This is a genomic window from Cyclobacterium roseum, from assembly GCF_010119225.1.
Taxonomy (GTDB): Bacteria; Bacteroidota; Bacteroidia; order Cytophagales; family Cyclobacteriaceae; genus Cyclobacterium; species Cyclobacterium roseum.
The window spans coordinates 254,118-272,571 of record NZ_WNKF01000002.1 but is presented as its reverse complement, the minus strand read 5'-3'; the positions used below and the strand labels follow the sequence as shown (position 1 = coordinate 272,571).

Annotated in this window: 20 protein-coding genes and 1 tRNA gene; 17 read left to right on the top strand and 4 right to left on the bottom strand. The window is 46.5% G+C overall.

The annotated features are described in order from the left end of the window. The first annotated feature begins 626 nt into the window (after positions 1 to 626). From GJQ68_RS03730 to GJQ68_RS03720, 3 genes are read left to right on the top strand one after another with little or no spacing between them, the layout of a single operon-like run. Complete coding sequence (locus GJQ68_RS03730; protein WP_162415966.1) at positions 627 to 1,487, top strand: COG1470 family protein; 861 nt, start codon at positions 627 to 629, stop codon at positions 1,485 to 1,487. Between the two features lie 8 nt (positions 1,488 to 1,495). Further along, on the top strand, positions 1,496 to 2,449 hold the full coding sequence (locus GJQ68_RS03725; protein ID WP_162415965.1) for an ABC transporter ATP-binding protein: 954 nt from the start codon (positions 1,496 to 1,498) through the stop codon (positions 2,447 to 2,449). Positions 2,450 to 2,459: 10 nt separating this feature from the next. Further along, complete coding sequence (locus GJQ68_RS03720) at positions 2,460 to 3,452, top strand: ABC transporter permease subunit (RefSeq protein WP_162415964.1); 993 nt, start codon at positions 2,460 to 2,462, stop codon at positions 3,450 to 3,452. 526 nt (positions 3,453 to 3,978) lie between these two features. Here the strand turns inward: GJQ68_RS03720 and GJQ68_RS03715 are convergent. The 4 genes from GJQ68_RS03715 to ruvC all read right to left on the bottom strand — a co-directional run bounded on the left by GJQ68_RS03715 (position 3,979) and on the right by ruvC (position 7,042). Then, positions 3,979 to 4,575 (bottom strand): hypothetical protein, encoded by a 597-nt coding sequence (locus tag GJQ68_RS03715; protein WP_162415963.1) that lies wholly within the window; start codon positions 4,573 to 4,575, stop codon positions 3,979 to 3,981. Next, on the bottom strand, positions 4,576 to 5,865 hold the full coding sequence (locus GJQ68_RS03710) for an LVIVD repeat-containing protein (protein WP_162415962.1): 1,290 nt from the start codon (positions 5,863 to 5,865) through the stop codon (positions 4,576 to 4,578). Positions 5,866 to 5,982: 117 nt separating this feature from the next. Continuing rightward, a complete protein-coding gene (locus GJQ68_RS03705) occupies positions 5,983 to 6,399 on the bottom strand; it encodes a nucleotidyltransferase substrate binding protein (RefSeq protein WP_162415961.1) in 417 nt (138 codons plus the stop codon). Between the two features lie 67 nt (positions 6,400 to 6,466). Continuing rightward, entirely contained in the window at positions 6,467 to 7,042 is a 576-nt protein-coding gene (ruvC, locus tag GJQ68_RS03700) for a crossover junction endodeoxyribonuclease RuvC (RefSeq protein WP_162415960.1), read from the bottom strand. A gap of 35 nt (positions 7,043 to 7,077) precedes the next feature. Here ruvC and GJQ68_RS03695 point away from each other — a divergent pair, with 35 nt between their 5' ends. From GJQ68_RS03695 to GJQ68_RS03630, 14 genes are all read left to right on the top strand, one after another. After that, the gene (locus tag GJQ68_RS03695; protein WP_162415959.1) at positions 7,078 to 8,199 is read left to right on the top strand and encodes a glycosyltransferase; all 1,122 of its coding nucleotides are present in this window, start codon (positions 7,078 to 7,080) and stop codon (positions 8,197 to 8,199) included. A gap of 43 nt (positions 8,200 to 8,242) precedes the next feature. After that, positions 8,243 to 8,494 (top strand): hypothetical protein, encoded by a 252-nt coding sequence (locus GJQ68_RS03690; protein WP_162415958.1) that lies wholly within the window; start codon positions 8,243 to 8,245, stop codon positions 8,492 to 8,494. Position 8,495: 1 nt separating this feature from the next. After that, the gene (locus tag GJQ68_RS03685; RefSeq protein WP_162415957.1) at positions 8,496 to 9,728 is read left to right on the top strand and encodes a PP2C family protein-serine/threonine phosphatase; all 1,233 of its coding nucleotides are present in this window, start codon (positions 8,496 to 8,498) and stop codon (positions 9,726 to 9,728) included. Beyond that, positions 9,715 to 10,341 (top strand): polysaccharide deacetylase family protein, encoded by a 627-nt coding sequence (locus GJQ68_RS03680; RefSeq protein WP_162415956.1) that lies wholly within the window; start codon positions 9,715 to 9,717, stop codon positions 10,339 to 10,341. The genes GJQ68_RS03685 and GJQ68_RS03680 overlap by 14 nt, the downstream gene beginning before the upstream one ends. Position 10,342: 1 nt before the next feature. Beyond that, entirely contained in the window at positions 10,343 to 11,446 is a 1,104-nt protein-coding gene (locus tag GJQ68_RS03675; protein WP_162415955.1) for a glycosyltransferase family 2 protein, read from the top strand. Next, the gene (locus GJQ68_RS03670) at positions 11,443 to 12,225 is read left to right on the top strand and encodes a TatD family hydrolase (protein WP_162415954.1); all 783 of its coding nucleotides are present in this window, start codon (positions 11,443 to 11,445) and stop codon (positions 12,223 to 12,225) included. Before GJQ68_RS03675 ends, GJQ68_RS03670 begins: the two co-directional genes overlap by 4 nt. Beyond that, complete coding sequence (locus GJQ68_RS03665) at positions 12,215 to 13,291, top strand: asparaginase (protein WP_162415953.1); 1,077 nt, start codon at positions 12,215 to 12,217, stop codon at positions 13,289 to 13,291. Before GJQ68_RS03670 ends, GJQ68_RS03665 begins: the two co-directional genes overlap by 11 nt. 163 nt (positions 13,292 to 13,454) lie before the next feature. Continuing rightward, positions 13,455 to 13,542 (top strand) — tRNA-Ser (locus tag GJQ68_RS03660). A 298-nt stretch (positions 13,543 to 13,840) separates the two neighbouring features. Next, positions 13,841 to 14,659 (top strand): MotA/TolQ/ExbB proton channel family protein, encoded by an 819-nt coding sequence (locus GJQ68_RS03655; protein WP_162415952.1) that lies wholly within the window; start codon positions 13,841 to 13,843, stop codon positions 14,657 to 14,659. Between the two features lie 54 nt (positions 14,660 to 14,713). Further along, positions 14,714 to 15,043 (top strand): hypothetical protein, encoded by a 330-nt coding sequence (locus GJQ68_RS03650; RefSeq protein WP_162415951.1) that lies wholly within the window; start codon positions 14,714 to 14,716, stop codon positions 15,041 to 15,043. After that, positions 15,043 to 15,681 carry an ExbD/TolR family protein gene (locus tag GJQ68_RS03645; RefSeq protein ID WP_162416206.1) on the top strand — a complete coding sequence of 213 codons (639 nt, stop codon included), beginning with the start codon at positions 15,043 to 15,045 and terminating at the stop codon, positions 15,679 to 15,681. Before GJQ68_RS03650 ends, GJQ68_RS03645 begins: the two co-directional genes overlap by 1 nt. 2 nt (positions 15,682 to 15,683) lie before the next feature. Beyond that, positions 15,684 to 16,148 carry an ExbD/TolR family protein gene (locus GJQ68_RS03640; RefSeq protein WP_162415950.1) on the top strand — a complete coding sequence of 155 codons (465 nt, stop codon included), beginning with the start codon at positions 15,684 to 15,686 and terminating at the stop codon, positions 16,146 to 16,148. Positions 16,149 to 16,520: 372 nt separating this feature from the next. Continuing rightward, positions 16,521 to 16,847 carry a rhodanese-like domain-containing protein gene (locus GJQ68_RS03635; RefSeq protein WP_162415949.1) on the top strand — a complete coding sequence of 109 codons (327 nt, stop codon included), beginning with the start codon at positions 16,521 to 16,523 and terminating at the stop codon, positions 16,845 to 16,847. Between the two features lie 80 nt (positions 16,848 to 16,927). Then, the gene (locus GJQ68_RS03630; RefSeq protein ID WP_162415948.1) at positions 16,928 to 18,349 is read left to right on the top strand and encodes an MBL fold metallo-hydrolase; all 1,422 of its coding nucleotides are present in this window, start codon (positions 16,928 to 16,930) and stop codon (positions 18,347 to 18,349) included. Positions 18,350 to 18,454 lie beyond the last annotated feature (105 nt).

Below are 18,454 nucleotides of genomic sequence, written 5' to 3'. Positions count from 1 at the left end.
CTGCGGCAGTCCGTAGGTTCCCGTTTGCGCCATTCGTTTTCTATTTGTTTTCTACGGATGACTTTGGTTCCCGCTCTGAATCAGATTGCTTCGCGGGCTCGCAATGACGGGTCCTGGCGTCACTGGGAGCGTTCGTTTTGGATAAAAGATGATCGCATCACTCCTCGCACCCGTGGCAGTCTGTCGGAGCAAGTTTGCGCTACTTGTTTTCTATTTGCTTTTTAGGGAGGACTTTGGTTCCCGCTCCGAGTCAGATTGCTTCGCGGGCTCGCAATGACGGGTCCTGGCGTTACTGAGAGGGTGCGTTTTGGGACAAAAGATGATCGCATCACTCCTCGCACCGGCGGCAGTCTGTCGGTTCCCGTTTGCGCTACTCGTTTTCTATTTGCTTTCTACGGATGACTTTGGTTCCCGCTCGGGATCAGATTGCTTCGCTTCGGTTACAAGGACGGTTATAGATGATTTGGTTGGGTGAGGTTTTGTTAAAAAATGTTAATTTCTTGACTGGGGTCTTGTGTAAATTCTGCTTCTCACATAAAATTGTTATCGCAATTCTTGAAGTTATCTCAAGGTAAATAGGGTAGGATTTTACGTTAGTAGTTTAATTCATAATTTCACTTATTTATATGAACACAGTAGGTAATTTTAACAAAAAGGGCTCCAAGCGGGGCATGGATTGTTTGTTCGCTTCATTGATTATTGTTTTTGTATCCCTGCTTCCCTTAAAAGCCCCAGCACAGGAATCCGACGACGGGTCTTCGTTTACTGCAAGTCTCCTTAATATCGAAGCCCCGGTCAATGAAACCTTTCGCTACCAGGCCACGCTGAAAAACAGTTCCGCACAAGCCAGGGTGTATGAATTAGAGGCAGAGATGCCTGAAGGCTGGCGGGTGGCGTTCAAGGCGAGAGGCAGCCAGGTCACGTCGCTAAACGTGGAGCCCGGGAAAACGGAAAGCCTCACCGTTGAAATACGACCGGCCTACGGGGCAGAACCGTCCAAGTACGCCATACCTTTGCAGGCCAGTGCAGCGGATGAGACACTTTCCCTTGAGCTGGAGGCGGTGGTGGAAGGATCCTATGAATTGGAGCTTACCACTCCTTCGGGGCGCCTGAGTGGTGAAATAACCGAGGGCGAAAAGGCCGAAATACTCCTTCAGGTGAAAAACACAGGCTCGCTTGCCTTGAATGACATTACCTTTTCTTCCCAGAACCCGCGCAATTGGCAGGCCACCTTTTCTCCTTCCGAAATCCAGCAGTTGGATCCCGGAAAGAGTGTGGATGTGATCGCAAGCCTGTCCGTTCCCGATAAAACCCTGGCAGGGGATTATGTCAGTAAGTTTACCGCCAAAAATGCCTCAAGTACCAGTACCGCCACCTATAGAATAACGGTCAAAACCTCCATGTTGTCTGGCTGGGTGGGTATACTGGTGATTTTATTGGCGATCGGTTTTGTTTTTTACCTCATTCGAAAATTTGGTAGGAGATAATCAACGTTATGACTAACCCAATCATAGAGTTGAAGCGCCTGACAAAGTCGTATGGCGACTTCAAAGCAGTGAATGAATTGGATCTTACGGTAAACAAGGGCGAGATATTTGGTTTACTGGGCCCCAATGGAGCCGGAAAGACGACGACCATCCTTATGATGATGGGGCTGACGGAGCCCAGTGCCGGCACGGCCCGTGTTTGCGGATTTAATGCCACCAAGGATCCCCTATCGGTCAAGCGGCTTGTAGGTTACATGCCGGATAGTGTCGGCTTTTACGATACAATGACCGCTCTCGAAAACCTCATGTACGTGGGGGAACTGAACGGGATCCCACGCTCCGAAGTGGAGGAGCGGGCTCTTGCCACACTGGAACTGGTAGGACTGTCCGGAGAGCCCGTCCACAAAAAGACGGGGGCGTATTCCAGGGGAATGAAGCAGCGCCTGGGACTGGCAGAAGTGCTGATCAAAGATCCGAAGGTCATTATTTTGGATGAACCTACCTTGGGGATCGACCCAAGCGGGGTGAAGGAGTTCTTATCGCTCATTTTGCGGTTGAGCCGTGAGAAGGGACTTACCGTATTGCTTTCCTCCCACCACCTTCACCAAGTGCAACAAGTTTGTGACCGCGTAGGCATCTTTGTCAAAGGAGAACTGCTGGCAGAAGGCACCATCGATACGCTTTCCAATCGGATTTTTGCTGAAAAATCGTACGAGATCCATGTCAGCCTGGCAAATGTTATCGACCTTCCCTGGAAGGATGAGGCGGAAATGCTCCAACTGGAGGCTGTCCAAGGTGTCAGGGTACAAGATCAACTTATCGGGATAACGAGCAGTAAAGACCTGACCCCCGATATCGTTCGGTTCTTTGTACACAAAGGCTATGACGTTTCCGGTGTCCAGAAGAAGGAGTATGGATTGGAGGAAATTTACGAAAAGTATTTTGAGAAAAACCTAACTTAATAAAAGATCAATGAAAGCAATCAGGGATCTATTTGAAAGTCATTCTTCTACCAATAATGAAACTCGTCCCCATCCTTTTTGGGTGATGGTACGAAAAGAAATAGCAGGTCATATTCGTAGCTGGCGGTTTTTGGTGCTGTTGCTGCTCATTCTCCTGACATTCTGGGGCAGCATATCGGTGGCCCTGAGTAATATACGCGAGGTGGTGAACAATGTAAAGGACCCGGACCGGTTTTTCTTGTACCTGAAATTGCTTACCACCACCGAAGGCACCCTGCCACCGTTCCATGTGTTTCTGAATTTCCTGGGCCCCATCGTGGGTATCAGTCTTGGTTTTGATGCAATCAACTCCGAACAGCAAAATGGAACCTTGACCCGTATCATGGCGCAGCCCGTGTACCGGGATAATTTGCTCTTGTCGAAATTTGTCAGTGCGCTGACACTTGTCGGGAGCTTATTGCTGACGCTCTCTTTACTGATGATCGGTGGGGGCATCCTAATCACCGGAGTGCTCATCGAGGCAGAGGAAGTGTTTAGAATCGTTGGTTTTACGATTCTTTGCACGGTGTATGTGGGATTTTGGCTGGGGCTTTCCATCTTATTGTCGATCCTTTTCAAACAGGCTTCCACCTCCGCATTAACGGCGATCGGTATTTGGCTGTTTTTCACGGTATTCTATCAAATTATTATTGACCTGATTGTTCCGGCCGCCAATGAATTTTCAGAAACGGATGTGATGCGTTACAACCGGCAGGTTTTGAATCTGTTGCGGCTCTCGCCCAGTCAGCTTTTTACCGATGCGACCACCACATTGTTGATGCCCTCGGTAAGGAGCCTGGGACCAATCACAATGGAACAGATGGCCGGTGCCATCCCTTCACCGCTTCCGTTGCGGGACAGTCTGATGATCGTATGGCCGCAGCTCAGTGGCCTGATCGCTGCTACGACGATGTGTTTTGCGGCTTCGTATTACCTGTTTATGCGAAGGGAAATAAGGGGGTAGTGCAAAAGCCGCGGATGAACAGGATTTGCGATTATGAAACAATATCTTTCAGCGGATTATAAATTCCCTTTCGCTGAACCATGGAATTACAAATTCCGGGGAGCGGGTTGGAGAGAACACTAAGGAAGTACAAGCAAAAAGTTTTTTCGGAGAATGGTACTTTGTAAAGATCATGCGGGCATTTCAAATGCCTCAAGTAGGGTGATACCCGGGCATGGAAGGTGTCAGTCAGGAGCGCAGACATAAAAGCCGACATGAGCGAAATCCCCCTTTAAAGGGGGCAGGGGGATTTTTTCGAGCATTGTTAATTGGATGCATTCCTTGTGTTTTTGAGATTTGAAATCCCGAACCCAGAGATGATCAGGAATAGGTATCCTGATAACGAAGCTTTCCGGGGATTACAAATCCCCTTTATCTAAACCATGGAATTACAAATTCCGCGGAGCTCCGCTGTTCGGTATTTGAAATGTCGAACTACAGATATCCAGGATTTGCAATCCTGTTTTTGTGACCAAATTTCAATTTTTCAAAACCAATACCCCAACCGGTACACCACATTATTAAAGGTGATTTTGTCTTTGGCGTAATAGCTCCAGTCCTCCGGACGGTTCGGGTCAGGGGAGGGTTCTCGCGGGTTGCCGGTGGTCAGGTGGTATATTTGTCTTTTGTAGGCCAGACTGAGGGTCCAGAAGTTGGCCCTTTTCGTTTTTAGCCGTAGCCCTATGCTGCCCTGTCCCATAAAGCCGCCTTCCTGCCAGCGGTGTTCGTTCCACTCGGTGACCACCGTGGGCTCCAGCAGGGTGGAGCCGAATCCCAGATCCACACCCCCATAAAGCTGCCAGGTGTCTTCCGGGTTTAAAACCGCCCGCCAGCCCATGGCCACGGGCACCACGGACAGGCTGCCGTATTGGTCCAGTCCGGTCACAAATCCAAAAGCATGCTGATCAGAAAGTTGAAATCCGTTGAAGGTTTGGAAGGTAAAATTGGTTCGGCTGCCAAACTCATCCCGACCGCTGAGTACGCCCATTTCCGAATGATGGGTAAAAGGTAAGGCCTGTCCCCAGCTGTTAGAAGGACAGGCCAAATATAGGGTCGCTGCAAAAATGGTATAAATGACCTTCATCTATCGAAAAGATACATTGATACAGCTTAATTTCTTTAATTTTTCCGGGTCCGAGTAGTCAAACTGACAAACGCCATCCGGGCCAATCACTATCAGGGATTTGGGTCCAGGGATAATGTCTATGGCAGTAAAATCCCTCAGGTGCTCCAAAAGGTTATCACTGATCTCCAAGACATCTGCGACATTAAAACTCTTTAACCCGTGCTCGCCTTCTGCAAGGTACAAATAATCTCCAGAAAGACCTAGTCCATGGGGGTTATCCATGGGATAGGATTTGATCAACTGGGGGTTGTATAGGTCTTTTATGTCTAATACGTGTAGCTCATTGGCCCCCATGCGGCAAAGGGCACCACTCCGTAAGGTAACGAATGCGTAATCGTCATTAACCACCACCGGATCGCAGGAGGTTACATGTTCGTAAACGGCCATTTTCTGTGGATCGGAGGGATTGCTGGCATCGTAAATGTGCATGCCGGTCATGGAACCGATAAATAATTTTCCTTTGAAGGGGAAAATGGTTTCAATGCCCCAGCCCAGGTTGATGTTTTTCAGGTATTGCGGATCGGTGGGTTCTTCTACACTGAATACCCGCAGGTCGTAATCATCCACCGTATACAGGTGTCCTCCTAGTAGGGTAAATCGTGCCATGGACCCCCCCTGCCCGTAACTTTGTCCACCGCTGCCTCTTCCTGCATCACTGGAAAAGGCCGCAGATTCCATGGTCATAAAATCCGATCGGAAAGCAGGGCGACCCCAGCTGGACCAGGTCATATGGGGATCGGTAGAGCTGATCAGGGTATCTTTATAGGTGACGATGGTTCCGGTTTCTTCATTGGAATACATATTTGGAAATACGTCCTCTTCCCTTTTGACCATTTCAATGTCCTGCGGATCGGAAATATCAAAGGCCAGCAGGTCTACGTAATTATCGGCATAGAGAATGTTATCGTTGATTGCCATGTCTCCGGTTCCCGGGATGTTAATAAAATTCAGGTTTCGGGGACTGGCGGGGTTGGAATTGTCCAGAATATGGATTCCTTTCCCGGGTTCGGAAATAAATAGGTAATCACCAAAAATGTAGATTTTACCCGGATTGTCCAGCGGCTTGGCCGGTTCGATGATGATATCAGCTTCCCGGAAGCTATTTACCTGAAGGAATACCGGCACCTGGGTTTGGTAGGTGTAGGTGGATTCCAGTTGATCTTCGCAAGAGGGAAAAACCAATACCAGCATGAGCGAAAGCATCAGCTGCATGGTCAAGCGGAACTTTTTTTGTAGATGTGTTTTCATGGCCTGTTAGAACGTATTTGAAAAGGTTTTCAGGGGCATCTCTTTTAGACGCTTATTCCTGAGACGCAATGAATTGTAAAAGTGCTACACCGGAATACGTTTTTTTTACTTTTATTTTTAGGTGTCCAGGTTTTTTTCCATTACCCGTTCAAATCCCTCCAAAAAATCAATGTATTTTTTGACAATATTTTCTGTCAGGGAACCCAAATAATCACCGGGATACAGGGGATTGTACTTAATCCGGCAAATAATCATGTCCAGCCATCCCTGACCATCGTCTATCAGATCGGCATGAAAAGCCTCTACGGTAGCATCCCGGGATCCGGAAAAGGGTGGTTTTCCCTGATTTTTGAAATAGGCAGCGATGGTTTCCAGGGCTGCGTCATGGGCTTTCTCGAAGGATTTGACTATTTCGGCCCGAATCCTGTCATCCATTCCATGGCTTTTTCCTTCCTGAACCACATCTCTTAAATCATTGAGCCGATCAATAAATTCAGCATAACAATTTTCGCAATCCAATTCCATTTTTCTCATAAGTACTACCTTTTAAAGGGCTACCCTAATGTACCAATTTACCGTTGAAATCGGAATTTTTAGGTTTTTATTTTTTTATCCGGTCGGGGTTTTCAGAAAGAAAAGACTTCCAGCCTCCGCTTCTTCCCCGGGTTTGCACCCGCCCTTCATGAAAATGATGGCACAGCGCCACGGCCAGGGCATCCGTAGCATCCAACAGTTGGGGCAGCTCCTGCAGGTTGAGCAGGGTTTTTAGCATTTCTGCCACTTGTACCTTGGAGGCATTTCCATTGCCGGTAACCGACTGTTTTACCTTTTTGGGTGCGTACTCGGTGATGGCGATTTCTTTGGCCAGTGCTGCTGCCATGGCCACGCCCTGAGCCCTTCCCAGTTTAAGCATGGATTGCACGTTTTGCCCGTAAAAGGGGGCTTCGAGTGCCATGGCATCCGGGGAAAACTCCTCCAGAATGCCGCTGATTTTGTCAAATATTTTTTTCAGTTTCAAGGCCGGGTCACTGTATTTTTTTAAATGGATAACGCCAAACTGCAACACCGAATAGCTATTGCCCCGAACCAAGATAAGCCCGTATCCCATGACAGTGGTACCCGGGTCGATGCCCAAAATTATTTTTTCCTTTTGCTGAATTTTTGCTTCTTTACCCATCGTTGCAATTTACCACAATTCCCTTAAAGCAGCACATGGTTTCACTGATCGGTACGCTATGCTTTTCCATTTTGGCGGTTTACCTGCTGGGCTTGCTTTTTTTAGCGCGTTGCTGGAAAAAGCTCCCTGAGCTCCCCGCCAGCCCAACCAATGTCCTTCCGGATTGCACGGTGCTGGTTCCCTTTCGAAATGAAGAAAAAAACCTGGAGATCTTGCTGCCAAATCTTCAAAGGTACCTGCCCAATCCGCTTCCGGTTGTATTCATTGACGATCACAGCGAGGATAGGGGAGGACGGCTGTTGAAAGCGTTTATTGCAAAAGAGGAATTGCGGCATTGGCAGTATGTGAAAAGTGATGGGATTGGAAAAAAGGCTGCCTTGCAAACTGGGATGGGTTTCAGCAGCACGGGCTTGATCCTGACTACGGATGCTGACGTGCAGGTTAAGAATGGCTGGGTTCAGGAAATGACGGCTGCCTTTACCATGCCGGAGGTTCAGTTGGTGGCCGGTCCGGTCCTTTCATCATCTGCCTCGGGAATCTTTGCCCGGTTTCAACGGATTGAATGGGCAAGTATCGGCTTACTTACCGGGGTAAGCTATTACCTGGGCAACCCGCTAATGTGTAGCGGGGCCAACCTGGCATTTCGGAGATCCGCCTTTTATGCTGTGTCCGGGTATCGAGGAAATGAGCATATGTTGACAGGGGATGATGAATTTCTGATGAAAAAAATCGTCCGGAAATTCGGTCCAGAGGCAGTAACCTACCACCCCAGCCCTGATTGCCTGGTACGAACCAATCCCTTGCCTGATGTGTGGGCCTGGATGGAGCAACGTAGCCGATGGGCGAGCAAGTGGAATGCCCATAAGGAGTTTGGGCATGCGATGGCGGCGGCCGGGTTGGTACTGCTGAGCCTGTGCCAGGTTTTTTCACTACTAATCCCTTTTAGTTCATTTTCTTTTATCGGCTGGACGGTATTATATGGTATCCTGAAATTTGTTACAGAAAGGGCCGTGTTGGGTAAAGTTTTGCGGCAATTTGGAGCCTCCGGAAGCATGGGGGATTATTTTCTGGCAGGTTGGATTTATCCGTTGATGGTCCTGATCACCTTTCCCCGGGCGATCACAGGAAAATATACCTGGAAAGGAAGGAAAAACTAATCAATCCCTTATTTTTGTCATTCCACTTAACCGACGGGCTGACATGACCGATGATGAATTTGACTTGCTGGATGAGTTGTATTTTCTGCAATCTTACGAATACCTAAAGAATAATCTGGGTTGGGAAGACGAGCGACTGCTTTTTACGCTGGAGTCACTATTGAAAAAAGAATGGATAAAATGCTTTTCAGGACCCGAAGAGGAGATTTTCGGCTCCCCTTCGCTGACAACCAAAGGTAAAGAACTGTATTACCTGGCCAGTAAGCAAGGGCTTTTGAATCACAATACCCTCTGACATGACCGCTGAGACATTAAAATACCAACGAAAAGAACTGGAATTAAAGGCCTTATTGGAAATTACCCAGGCCATCAATGAGAACAAGACCGAAAAGGTATTGCTGAATATTTTTAAGTTCACCTGCCTGGTGCACCTCAATATCAAAGCCCTGCTCTTGTACGTGTTTAATGAAAAGGAACAGTTTTTTGAACGGCGCATATCCCATCAGGTCAAAGGTAAATTGCCGGATCGTATTCAAAAAGTCGATGTTCAGGAAAATAAGAACCTGGGAAAGCTCAGCCTGAGCCTCTCCCAGGAATATTCCTTTGCGGAGGTCAATATTTACGTTCCCGTTTATCACAAGGAAAAAATGCTGGCCATCCTCTTTCTGAACACCAAAGATAAGGAAAAGGACCTGGACCTGGATTTTACACAGGCCCTGGCCAATATTTTGGTGGTAGCCCTGGAAAACAAACGCTTTGCCAGGAAACAACTGGAGCAGGAGCGTCTGCGGAAAGAAATGGAAATTGCCAGCAATGTACAGCGAATGCTCCTCCCTTCGAGTCTTCCCAGTCATGCCAAACTCAAAGCAAAAGTCACCTATTTTCCCCACAGTACGGTGGGCGGGGATTATTATGATTTAATCCAGCCCAATGATAATGAGGTCTATTTTTGTGTGGCAGATGTATCTGGAAAGGGAATGCCTGCCTCCCTGCTGATGTCTAATTTTCAAGCGGCATTAAGAACACTATTAAGGAGTGGTTCCGAATTACGAACCATCGTGGAGCAATTAAATTCGACCACATTTGAAAACACCAAGGGTGAACGTTTCATTACCTTCTTTCTAGGGCACTACCGTTATTCGGACCGAACCCTCCGTTATATCAATGCCGGTCACAATCCACCGGTTTTGTGTGTGGAACAGGATGGGATGGTGGAAGAATTGGAGGCCGGGACCACCATTTTGGGGGCTTTTGAGTCATTGCCCTTTTTGGAAGAAGGTCAGCGAGAAAATCTGGAGGCTTTCATGTTACACCTCTATACGGATGGGCTTACGGAAACCCTGAACCCTTCTGAGGAAGAATTTGGGGAAGAACGGTTTTTGCGTTTTATCGGTTCCCACGAGGGGATTAGTCCGGAGGAATTTCACACCGATTTTTTTTCCGAATTGGACACTTTTTCTGCCGGGGTTTCCAGAAGAGACGACCTTACCCTGTTAAGCCTGCAATTCAATGGACATGAGGCCTTTTAAAATCCCGGACATCGCACAGACGGTATTCAGCGATTACACCTGGCATAAAAGCAGGAGTCAGAAAACGGTTTTTCTGACGTTTGATGACGGCCCGGTGGCAGGGGTTACTGATTTTGTCCTGGAGGAACTGGAAAAGCATGGGATGAAAGCTACCTTTTTTATGGTGGGGGAGAACGTACGCAAGGCGGCTTCGCTGGCACGGTGGGTGGTAAGGGGCGGTCATGGCGTAGGAAACCACACCTTTCATCACCTAAATGGCATGGAAACAGATAGCGAGGGCTATTTGCAGGACGTAGGGTATTGTAGGGAGATCATTCGGCAAACCACCGGGGTACATACAAGGATATTCAGACCGCCTTACGGGCGAATCCGTTGCCAGCAGAAGCGAAAACTCAAGACGGCCTATGAAATTGTTTTATGGGACCTTATTTCCTGGGATTTTTTACCGGGCATGTCCCCCGAAAAATCCCTGAAGAAATTGAAGGAGAATACCCACAATGGTTCCATCATCCTTTTTCATGATCAGCAAAAGTCGAGTCAGTTTTTAAGGAGCATGTTGCCCCGCTACCTGGATCATTTGGCTGGTTCCGGATTTACCACTCAGCCTCTTTAATATGGTAGGTCCGGCTGCAGTACTTATATTGTTTTTGGTGATGTGGCAATACCTGATTCTTTGGTACCGGATTCGTTGGAATTTTAAAACGTACCGCTCTCCTTCAGCCCATCTGCCTGCCATATGCATTTTACTCCCCTGTCGCAATGAAGCAAAAAACCTTCCCGCCTGCCTTTCGTCGCTGGAGCAGTTACGCTATCCACAGCATAAGATCCGGTTTTTGTTGGCAGACGATCATAGCGAAGACAAAACGGGTGAACTACTGTCAAGCTGGGCGGATCTGGCAGAAAACAGGCAGTTGATTCCATTGGGCAAAAGGCCTGGGGTTGGGGAAAACGGCAAGGCCCTTGCCCTGGCAGCCATGGCAACCTGGGTGCAGGAGGGAGAGCTGATGATGTTTACCGATGCTGACTGCCAGGTACCGGCTGCTTGGGCGGAAACCATGGCCAAAGCCTATCGGGACCAGTATGGAGCGGTCACCGGTATTACCACCCTTTCAGGAAAAGGGATATTTGCCCGGATGCAGGCGCTTGATTGGTGGCTTACACTTGGAAAGGTGAAAGTGGTATCCGACTGGAATTTCACCCTTACTGCCATGGGAAACAACATGTGTGTAGGTAAGGAGGCCTGCGAGAAGGTGGGGGGATTTTATGCCGTAAGGAAAGAAGTAACGGAAGATCTGGCACTGGCCAGAGCCCTGTTTCGTGGGGGTAAGCGTCCCATTCACCTGGTGGATAAGGAAGTGTTGGTAAAGACCTTGCCTGAACCAGGTTTCAGTCGGCTGATGCAGCAGCGGAAACGCTGGATGCGGGGAGCTTTTTTATTACCCTGGTACTGGCAACTGCTTTTGGGGCTTCAGGTGGGGTTTTATTTGGCTTTGGTACTTGCCTTGTACCTGCTTCCCTTTTGGGCGATGATGGCCTGGGTCGGAAAAATACTGGCTCAGTCCCTATTTATTGGTACATTTGCAGCAAAAACGGAAACTAAAACGAAGCCAGGAGAATTGATAGGTTTTGAAATCTATAACTGGATGGTAAGCTGGTCTACCGTATTGTATTATTTTTGGCCCGGTGCCATCGAATGGAAAAAACGCAGGTATAAATGAAACTGATTGAAACGCACGCCCACTTGTACAGCAAAAAATTTGATTCTGACCGAAAGGAAGTCATTCAACGGGCCATGGAAGCTGGCATTGCTAAATTCTTTATGCCGAATATTGACCTGGAGTCCATTCCGGGAATGCTGGAGATTGAAAGGGATTTTCCGGGGGGTTGTTATTCCATGCTGGGATTGCATCCCTGTGATGTGGGGCCTGATTTTGAAGAGCAACTTTCCCAAATGGAGAAATGGTGGGAAAAGCACTCGTTTTGTGCGGTAGGGGAGACGGGGATCGACCTTTATTGGGACAAGACCTATTTTGAGCAGCAGCAGGAATCCTTGCGCAGACACATTCGCTGGGCAAAACAAAAAAGCCTACCCTTGGTTTTACATTGCCGGTCCTCTTTGGATGAAACCATTGCGCTGTTGGAATCCGAGCACGAGGAAGGCTTGACGGGCATTTTCCACTGCTTTTCGGGCGATCTTTCACAAGCCAGGCAGGTCATTGATATGGGGTTTTACCTGGGTATTGGCGGCACGCTTACTTATAAGAATAGCGGCCTGGGGGAAGTGGTAGCAGCGGTAGGTCTGGATCATCTGGTATTGGAAACGGATAGTCCTTACCTGGCACCTGTACCCTACAGAGGTAAACGAAATTCGCCGGAATACATTCCCTATATTGCCGAAAAGATGGCTGCGTTTGTCCAAACTTCCGTGGAGGAAGTGGCCACAAAAACCAGCAATAACGCTATGACAGTTTTCAAACAGCCTTTCGATGAATTATAAGATTGTCCGCTTAAACACAGCAGCCAAGACGGATATAGAATACGCGGTACTGATAATATACACTGGCGGCACCTTGGGGATGGCCTATGATGAGCATGGGGCGTTGGTTCCGTTTAATTTTGGGAAAATTCTGGAAAAAATCCCCAATCTAAACAGTCTGAATATTAGTATTACGGTGATTTCCTTTCCGGAGCCGATTGATTCCTCCAATATCAACCTGCAGCATTGGGTGGATATGGCCTACATTATATATGAAAACTACGATACCTATGACGGCTTCGTGGTTTTGCACGGCACGGACACCATGGCTTACAGTGCTTCCATGCTCAGTTACATGTTGGCAGGGCTGAACAAACCGGTAATTTTCACCGGTGCGCAATTGCCTATCAGTGCGATGCGCTCGGATGCCCGGGAAAACCTGATGACTGCCCTGGAGATAGCGATATCCAAGGCCAATGGCAAACCGGTGGTTCCGGAGGTGTGTATTTTCTTCAATCACATGTTGCTGCGTGGCAATCGGGCGAAAAAAGTCCAAAGCGTGCATTTTGATGCCTTTGAGTCTGAAAATTACCCTGCGCTGGCGGAATCCGGAATCGTTATTGACTACAATTATGCCTCCATACGTCCCTATGAGGAAGGTAAGAAATTGAAATACCTGAACCGGCTAGACAATAATGTGATGGTGCTCAAGCTTTTTCCAGGGATTACCAAAAATGTGGTACAACATTGCCTTCAAATGAAAGGGTTGAAGGGCATTGTGCTGGAGACTTATGGGTCTGGAAACAGTCCCAGCGAGGATTGGTTTATTCAATCCATGGAGGAGGCGGTCGACAAGGGCTTGTTGATTTTTAACGTTTCTCAGTGCAATGGAGGAAGGGTGATTCAAGGGAGGTACCAGACCAGCAAAGATCTCAAACGGGTCGGCGTTTTGAGTGGAGGGGACATGACCACAGAGGCAGCGATTACAAAAATGATGTTTGTTTTGGCCAATGAGAGCGATGAAACCGAAATCAAACGAAAAATGATGACCCCACTTGCCGGAGAGATGTCCGTATTAAGTCATTGATCTGGTTCGAATCAATGGTTTGATCGTCAAACCCATAGCGTTTGTAACCAAAAAAATCCGTTTAGTGGGTAAATTTTTTTACATAATAAAAGGAGGTATTTATTTGCATGGGCTGATTTTTATAATTTTATTTGTTCCTGCATGAAATTAGAATTTCCGCAATAGAGAGGTGTCCGAGCGGTCGAAGGAGCACGCCTGGAAAGCGTGTATACCCCTAAAGGGTATCGAGGGTTCGAATCCCTTCCTCTCTGCAAAAAACAGCTGCGCGAACGCATTTGTTTTAGTTCATTGATACATTCGGTTGCATTTTGCAAATGTAAATCACCGCTTTGCTTCTTTTGGGAAGTTGTCACGGGTGTAATCTGTATTTCAGGTGCCCGTTTCATTGAAATAGCTTGACATTCCGTTCTTTCAGGTATTAACTGAAAGGGTTTTATCAGAAATTATAATGGAATCATTTGCAATTTGAGCTGAAAAAATTATAACTTTAAAAACTTAATTCGAATTCAGAAACCGTTCAACCTTTAAAAGTCTATTAAAAACTACATTATGAAAAAGTTAATCGCTTTGTTCATGCTTTTCGGGATTTTATTTTCTCCGATGATCACAAAAGCACAAGAAGAAACAGAAGAATCAGAAGCTGACACAACGGAAGAGGCTGCTGCCCCTGCCCCAACTCCTGAACCCGATCCCACTCCCGTCATGACCGACGATGAAATTGTTGATGAAGAATTATCCTTTCATCAGGTAATCAAGGACAAATTCATTGAAGGTGATCCTACTTACATGACGCCAGTGTTACTGTGTTTGATCTTAGGATTGGCCGTTGCTCTGGAAAGAATCATCACGCTGAATCTGTCCACCACCAATACCAAGAAACTATTGGCCAAGGTAGAAAATGCGTTGGAAGAGGGTGGCATTGAAGCCGCAAAAGACGTAACAAAAGCCACCAGAGGACCAGTAGCTTCTATCTTTACACAAGGATTGATGCGTTATTCCGAAGGGATTGATATGGTGGAAAAATCCATTATTGCCTACGGATCGGTAGAAATGGGTAGATTGGAAAAAGGTCTGGTTTGGATCTCCCTGTTTATCTCCCTGGCTCCGATGCTTGGTTTCATGGGTACGGTAATCGGTATGATTGGTGCCTTCGACTCCATCGAAGCAGCAGGTGATATTTCTCCGTCTCTTGTGGCCGGTGGTATTAAAATCGCCCTTTTAACAACAGTAGCCGGTTTGATTGTAGCGATTATCCTACAGTTATTTTACAACTACTGTGTGGCGAAAATCGACTCTATCGTAAACGATATGGAAGATGCATCCATTAGCTTAGTAGACATTTTGGTGAAACACAAACTGACCAGGTAATTCTGGTCTTTTTTGTGTACATTTAATTGATTATTCACTTTAGATTAAGATATAATGGATACTACTGATATATTTTTATATGCAGGGTACTTGCTGATCATCGTTGGAGCAGTATTTGCGATACTGATGCCACTGATCCAATCCTTTGGTGACCCCAAAAGTCTTTTGAAGACAGGGCTTGGTGTGATCGTCATTGCTGGGTTGTTTGGCATCGCTTACTCCTCGGCAAGCGGTGAGATTGCAGCCAAATACGCTGCAGAACCTTTTAATATTACACCAGAGGGTGCGAAAATGGTAGGTGGCGTGCTGATTACAGTGTATGCGCTTGCTATACTTGCAATCTTTGGAATTATAGTTACAGAGATCACTAAAATAGTCAAGTAATTATGGGCAAGAGAGGTAGAATGAGTCAGGAGGTAAATGCAGGGTCGATGGCGGACATCGCCTTCTTGCTTCTTATCTTCTTTCTCGTAACCACGACAATCGCTTCGGACAAGGGGATTATGAACATCCTTCCTCCAAAACAGGATCCGAATGAGCCACCTCCAGAGGTGGACTTGAATGAGCGTAATATTTTTAAAATATCGATCAATTTAAATGATCAGTATTTTATTGAAGATGAAGTTAGGCAAAATATTGACGGACTTTCGGATGAAGTCAAGCGATTCATTCTGAATTTTGGAAATCCAGATGAGGATGCAGTAGCCTTATTCAATAGTCTTCCTCCCTCCTTGAGGGGGATGGCGGAGCAAAGTCCTGAATCCTCAGATCATCCCATGTCTGGAGGTGCAGTAATTTCTATCAAAACCAACAGAGGTACCAGTTATGAAAAGTATCTGGAGGTGTTGGATTTGGTGAAAAAAGCCTACTTCGAAATTTATGGTGAGCGGGTTGGGCTTTCAGGTGAAGAATACCGGGCGCTTACCGGTCAATCTGCCGCCGAAAAGGAGCTTATGGACCGCGGGAAGGAAAATATTCCCATGGCGATTTCCATTGCTGAACCTGATAAAATCGGAAACTAACTATGTCAAAGTTTAAAAAGAAAACCAAAGCGGAAACCAATATTCCAACCTCCGCACTGCCCGACATCATCTTTATGTTGTTGTTCTTCTTTATGGTGACAACCGTATTGAGGGAACAGGAAATATTGGTCGAGCAGAAGATTCCTCAGGCTACCCAACTTCAGAAAATTCAAAAGAAAACCTTGATTTCTTATCTGTATGTGGGGCAACCAAAGAATACTTCTTTATATGGTACGGAGCCACGAATCCAGGCAAATGATGTGCTGATCAATACTTCGGATATTGTACTTTGGGTCAACCAGCAAAAGGATGCCCTATCAGAGGCTGAAAGAGACCAGATTTGGATCTCTCTCAAAGCGGATAGAGATGTGAAAATGGGACCTATTAGCGACATTCAATTTGAGTTAAGGGAGGCAGATGCCCGGAAATTGATGTATGCATCCGTAGGAAAAGTAGAGAATAACTAATTCAAAACTGAATAGAAACGAATTAAGGCTACCTGTATAGGGTAGCCTTTTTTTTTATCTAATTTCTAATGTTTATCGACTATTACTCGTGCCACACCCAGGTGGTTATAGCCTGTTTCGGACTTTTTCGGAAGTATCTTGCCTGCTTTCTTCTCCCCAAATAGCTATTGGGCTTATCGGTTCATTGATAGGTACCCGTTTCTCGTAGCGAGTGCTATGATCGCTGCGTGAAATCAAATATCATTTTTCTGTAAGGGCAATTTTTTTACGTTTTGGGTGGCCCTGCCTTGCTCGCTGTCTAATGTGATAAATATTACTTTTTCTCCCCAATTCAGCGCTTACTTTTGTTATGTATTTTAACAAAAGAAGAAGATGTTTAATTTATTTCATAAAAAAGCTAAGCACTACACCGATCTGAATGCCGAAGATTTCTATAATGGCATGAAGGAGAAGGATGCGGTTGTTATTGATGTAAGAACGGCAGGTGAGTTTTCCGGCGGAAAACTTCCCGGAGCGAGGAATATGGATATGATGTCCCCGGGTTTCAATAAACAAATCCAAAATTTGCCCAAAGACAAGGCTTACTACCTGTATTGTCGCAGTGGGAATCGTAGCGGTCATGCCTGTGATACTATGGGAGATTTGGGTTTTGAAAAAGTATATAACCTGGCGGGTGGTATTATATCCTGGCCCTATTGAGCGACTTATGTGACCAAAGTCCTATTCATGGGGGAAAAGAGGTCCTATTTTGCATTATCAAACATTAATCAATTATTCCAATGAAGATAGAACAAATTTATACGGGTTGCCTGGCCCAGGGGGCCTATTATATTGAATCGGACGGCGAAGCGGCCATAGTGGATCCCTTACGAGAAGTACAGCCCTATATCGAAAAGGCTGAACGAAACGGTGCGAAAATTAAATACATTTTCGAAACCCATTTTCACGCTGATTTTGTTTCCGGACACCAGGACTTATCTGCCAAGACCGGTGCTGAAATCGTATTTGGGCCGACGGAGATGCCCATGGGCTTTGATGCGATTGTGGCCAAAGATAGTCAGGAATTTCAAGTGGGCGGTGCAACGGTTACCCTCATTCATACGCCGGGCCATACCATGGAAAGTTCCGTCTTTTTAGTAAAAGATGAAGCCGGAAAAGAGGTAGCCTTATTTACCGGTGACACCTTGTTTATAGGAGATGTAGGGAGGCCGGATCTCGCACAAAAGGTAATTAAAGACCTTACCCAGGAAAAGCTTGCGGCTCATCTTTATGACTCCTTGCGTGAAAAGATCATGCCTTTACCGGACCACCTGATCGTTTATCCAGCGCATGGTGCAGGCAGTGCTTGTGGCAAAAACATGAGCAAGGAGACCAGCGATACCTTGGGAAACCAAAAGAAGACCAATTATGCGCTGCAGGAAATGAGCAAGGAAGAATTCATTAAGGAAGTCCTAACCGGACTGACTCCTCCTCCTTCCTATTTTCCTCAGAATGTGTTAATGAACATTCAGGGTTACGATAGCATCGATGAGGTGTTAGACAGGGGGCAGCAAGCCTTGTCTCCGGATGCTTTTGAAGCAGCAGCGAACGAAACGGGGGCGGTAGTCCTGGATACTCGTGAGCCCGAGGTATTTGCCAAAGGTTTTATACCAAATTCCATAAACATTGGTATTGATGGAAGTTTTGCCGTTTGGGTAGGAACCCTGATACCCGATGTGAAACAGGAAATCCTTGTGGTGGCCGATGAAGGCAGGGAAGAAGAAATCATTACACGCCTGGCCCGAGTGGGGTACGACCATGCTTTGGGTTACCTTAAAGGCGGCTTTGATGCCTGGAAAGACGCTGGTAAGGAAGTGGATAGCATTCCCATGGTGTCTGTGGATGAACTGGCAAATCTTAAAGAAGCCAATTCGGAAATGAGAATACTTGATGTCAGAAAGGCCAGTGAGCACATGAGTGAACATTTGATTGGAGCGGAAAATGTGCCTTTGGATTACATTAATGAAACGCTGGCTGAAATAAACAGAGAGCAAACCTATTACGTACATTGTGCTGGAGGGTATCGATCCATGATTTTCAACTCGGTTTTGAGGGCCAGAGGTTATGACAATTTGGTTGATATTCAAGGTGGGTTTGATGCCATAAAAGCATCGGGAAAGTTTGAAGTAAGTGAATACGTTTGCCCGACAACGTTATTGTAAGCTTTTTTTGGTTGATGTGTTGGTTCATGGCAGGGAAAGCTTCCCTGCCATTTTTATAAAAAGTTTCCTTCTTGGTAGTTCGCTAAGGGAAAAAGAAAAATTTAA

Coding starts and splice junctions, on each gene's coding strand:
- GJQ68_RS03670 (WP_162415954.1), top strand. CDS start 11,443: ATGAAACTGATTGAAACGCACGCCCACTTGTACAGCAAAAAATTTGAT.
- GJQ68_RS03725 (WP_162415965.1), top strand. CDS start 1,496: ATGACTAACCCAATCATAGAGTTGAAGCGCCTGACAAAGTCGTATGGC.
- GJQ68_RS03665 (WP_162415953.1), top strand. CDS start 12,215: ATGAATTATAAGATTGTCCGCTTAAACACAGCAGCCAAGACGGATATA.
- GJQ68_RS03695 (WP_162415959.1), top strand. CDS start 7,078: ATGGTTTCACTGATCGGTACGCTATGCTTTTCCATTTTGGCGGTTTAC.
- GJQ68_RS03730 (WP_162415966.1), top strand. CDS start 627: ATGAACACAGTAGGTAATTTTAACAAAAAGGGCTCCAAGCGGGGCATG.
- GJQ68_RS03685 (WP_162415957.1), top strand. CDS start 8,496: ATGACCGCTGAGACATTAAAATACCAACGAAAAGAACTGGAATTAAAG.
- GJQ68_RS03715 (WP_162415963.1), bottom strand. CDS start 4,575: ATGAAGGTCATTTATACCATTTTTGCAGCGACCCTATATTTGGCCTGT.
- GJQ68_RS03635 (WP_162415949.1), top strand. CDS start 16,521: ATGTTTAATTTATTTCATAAAAAAGCTAAGCACTACACCGATCTGAAT.
- GJQ68_RS03640 (WP_162415950.1), top strand. CDS start 15,684: ATGTCAAAGTTTAAAAAGAAAACCAAAGCGGAAACCAATATTCCAACC.
- GJQ68_RS03630 (WP_162415948.1), top strand. CDS start 16,928: ATGAAGATAGAACAAATTTATACGGGTTGCCTGGCCCAGGGGGCCTAT.
- GJQ68_RS03680 (WP_162415956.1), top strand. CDS start 9,715: ATGAGGCCTTTTAAAATCCCGGACATCGCACAGACGGTATTCAGCGAT.
- GJQ68_RS03650 (WP_162415951.1), top strand. CDS start 14,714: ATGGATACTACTGATATATTTTTATATGCAGGGTACTTGCTGATCATC.
- GJQ68_RS03710 (WP_162415962.1), bottom strand. CDS start 5,865: ATGAAAACACATCTACAAAAAAAGTTCCGCTTGACCATGCAGCTGATG.
- GJQ68_RS03690 (WP_162415958.1), top strand. CDS start 8,243: ATGACCGATGATGAATTTGACTTGCTGGATGAGTTGTATTTTCTGCAA.
- GJQ68_RS03705 (WP_162415961.1), bottom strand. CDS start 6,399: ATGAGAAAAATGGAATTGGATTGCGAAAATTGTTATGCTGAATTTATT.
- GJQ68_RS03655 (WP_162415952.1), top strand. CDS start 13,841: ATGAAAAAGTTAATCGCTTTGTTCATGCTTTTCGGGATTTTATTTTCT.
- ruvC (WP_162415960.1), bottom strand. CDS start 7,042: ATGGGTAAAGAAGCAAAAATTCAGCAAAAGGAAAAAATAATTTTGGGC.
- GJQ68_RS03720 (WP_162415964.1), top strand. CDS start 2,460: ATGAAAGCAATCAGGGATCTATTTGAAAGTCATTCTTCTACCAATAAT.
- GJQ68_RS03675 (WP_162415955.1), top strand. CDS start 10,343: ATGGTAGGTCCGGCTGCAGTACTTATATTGTTTTTGGTGATGTGGCAA.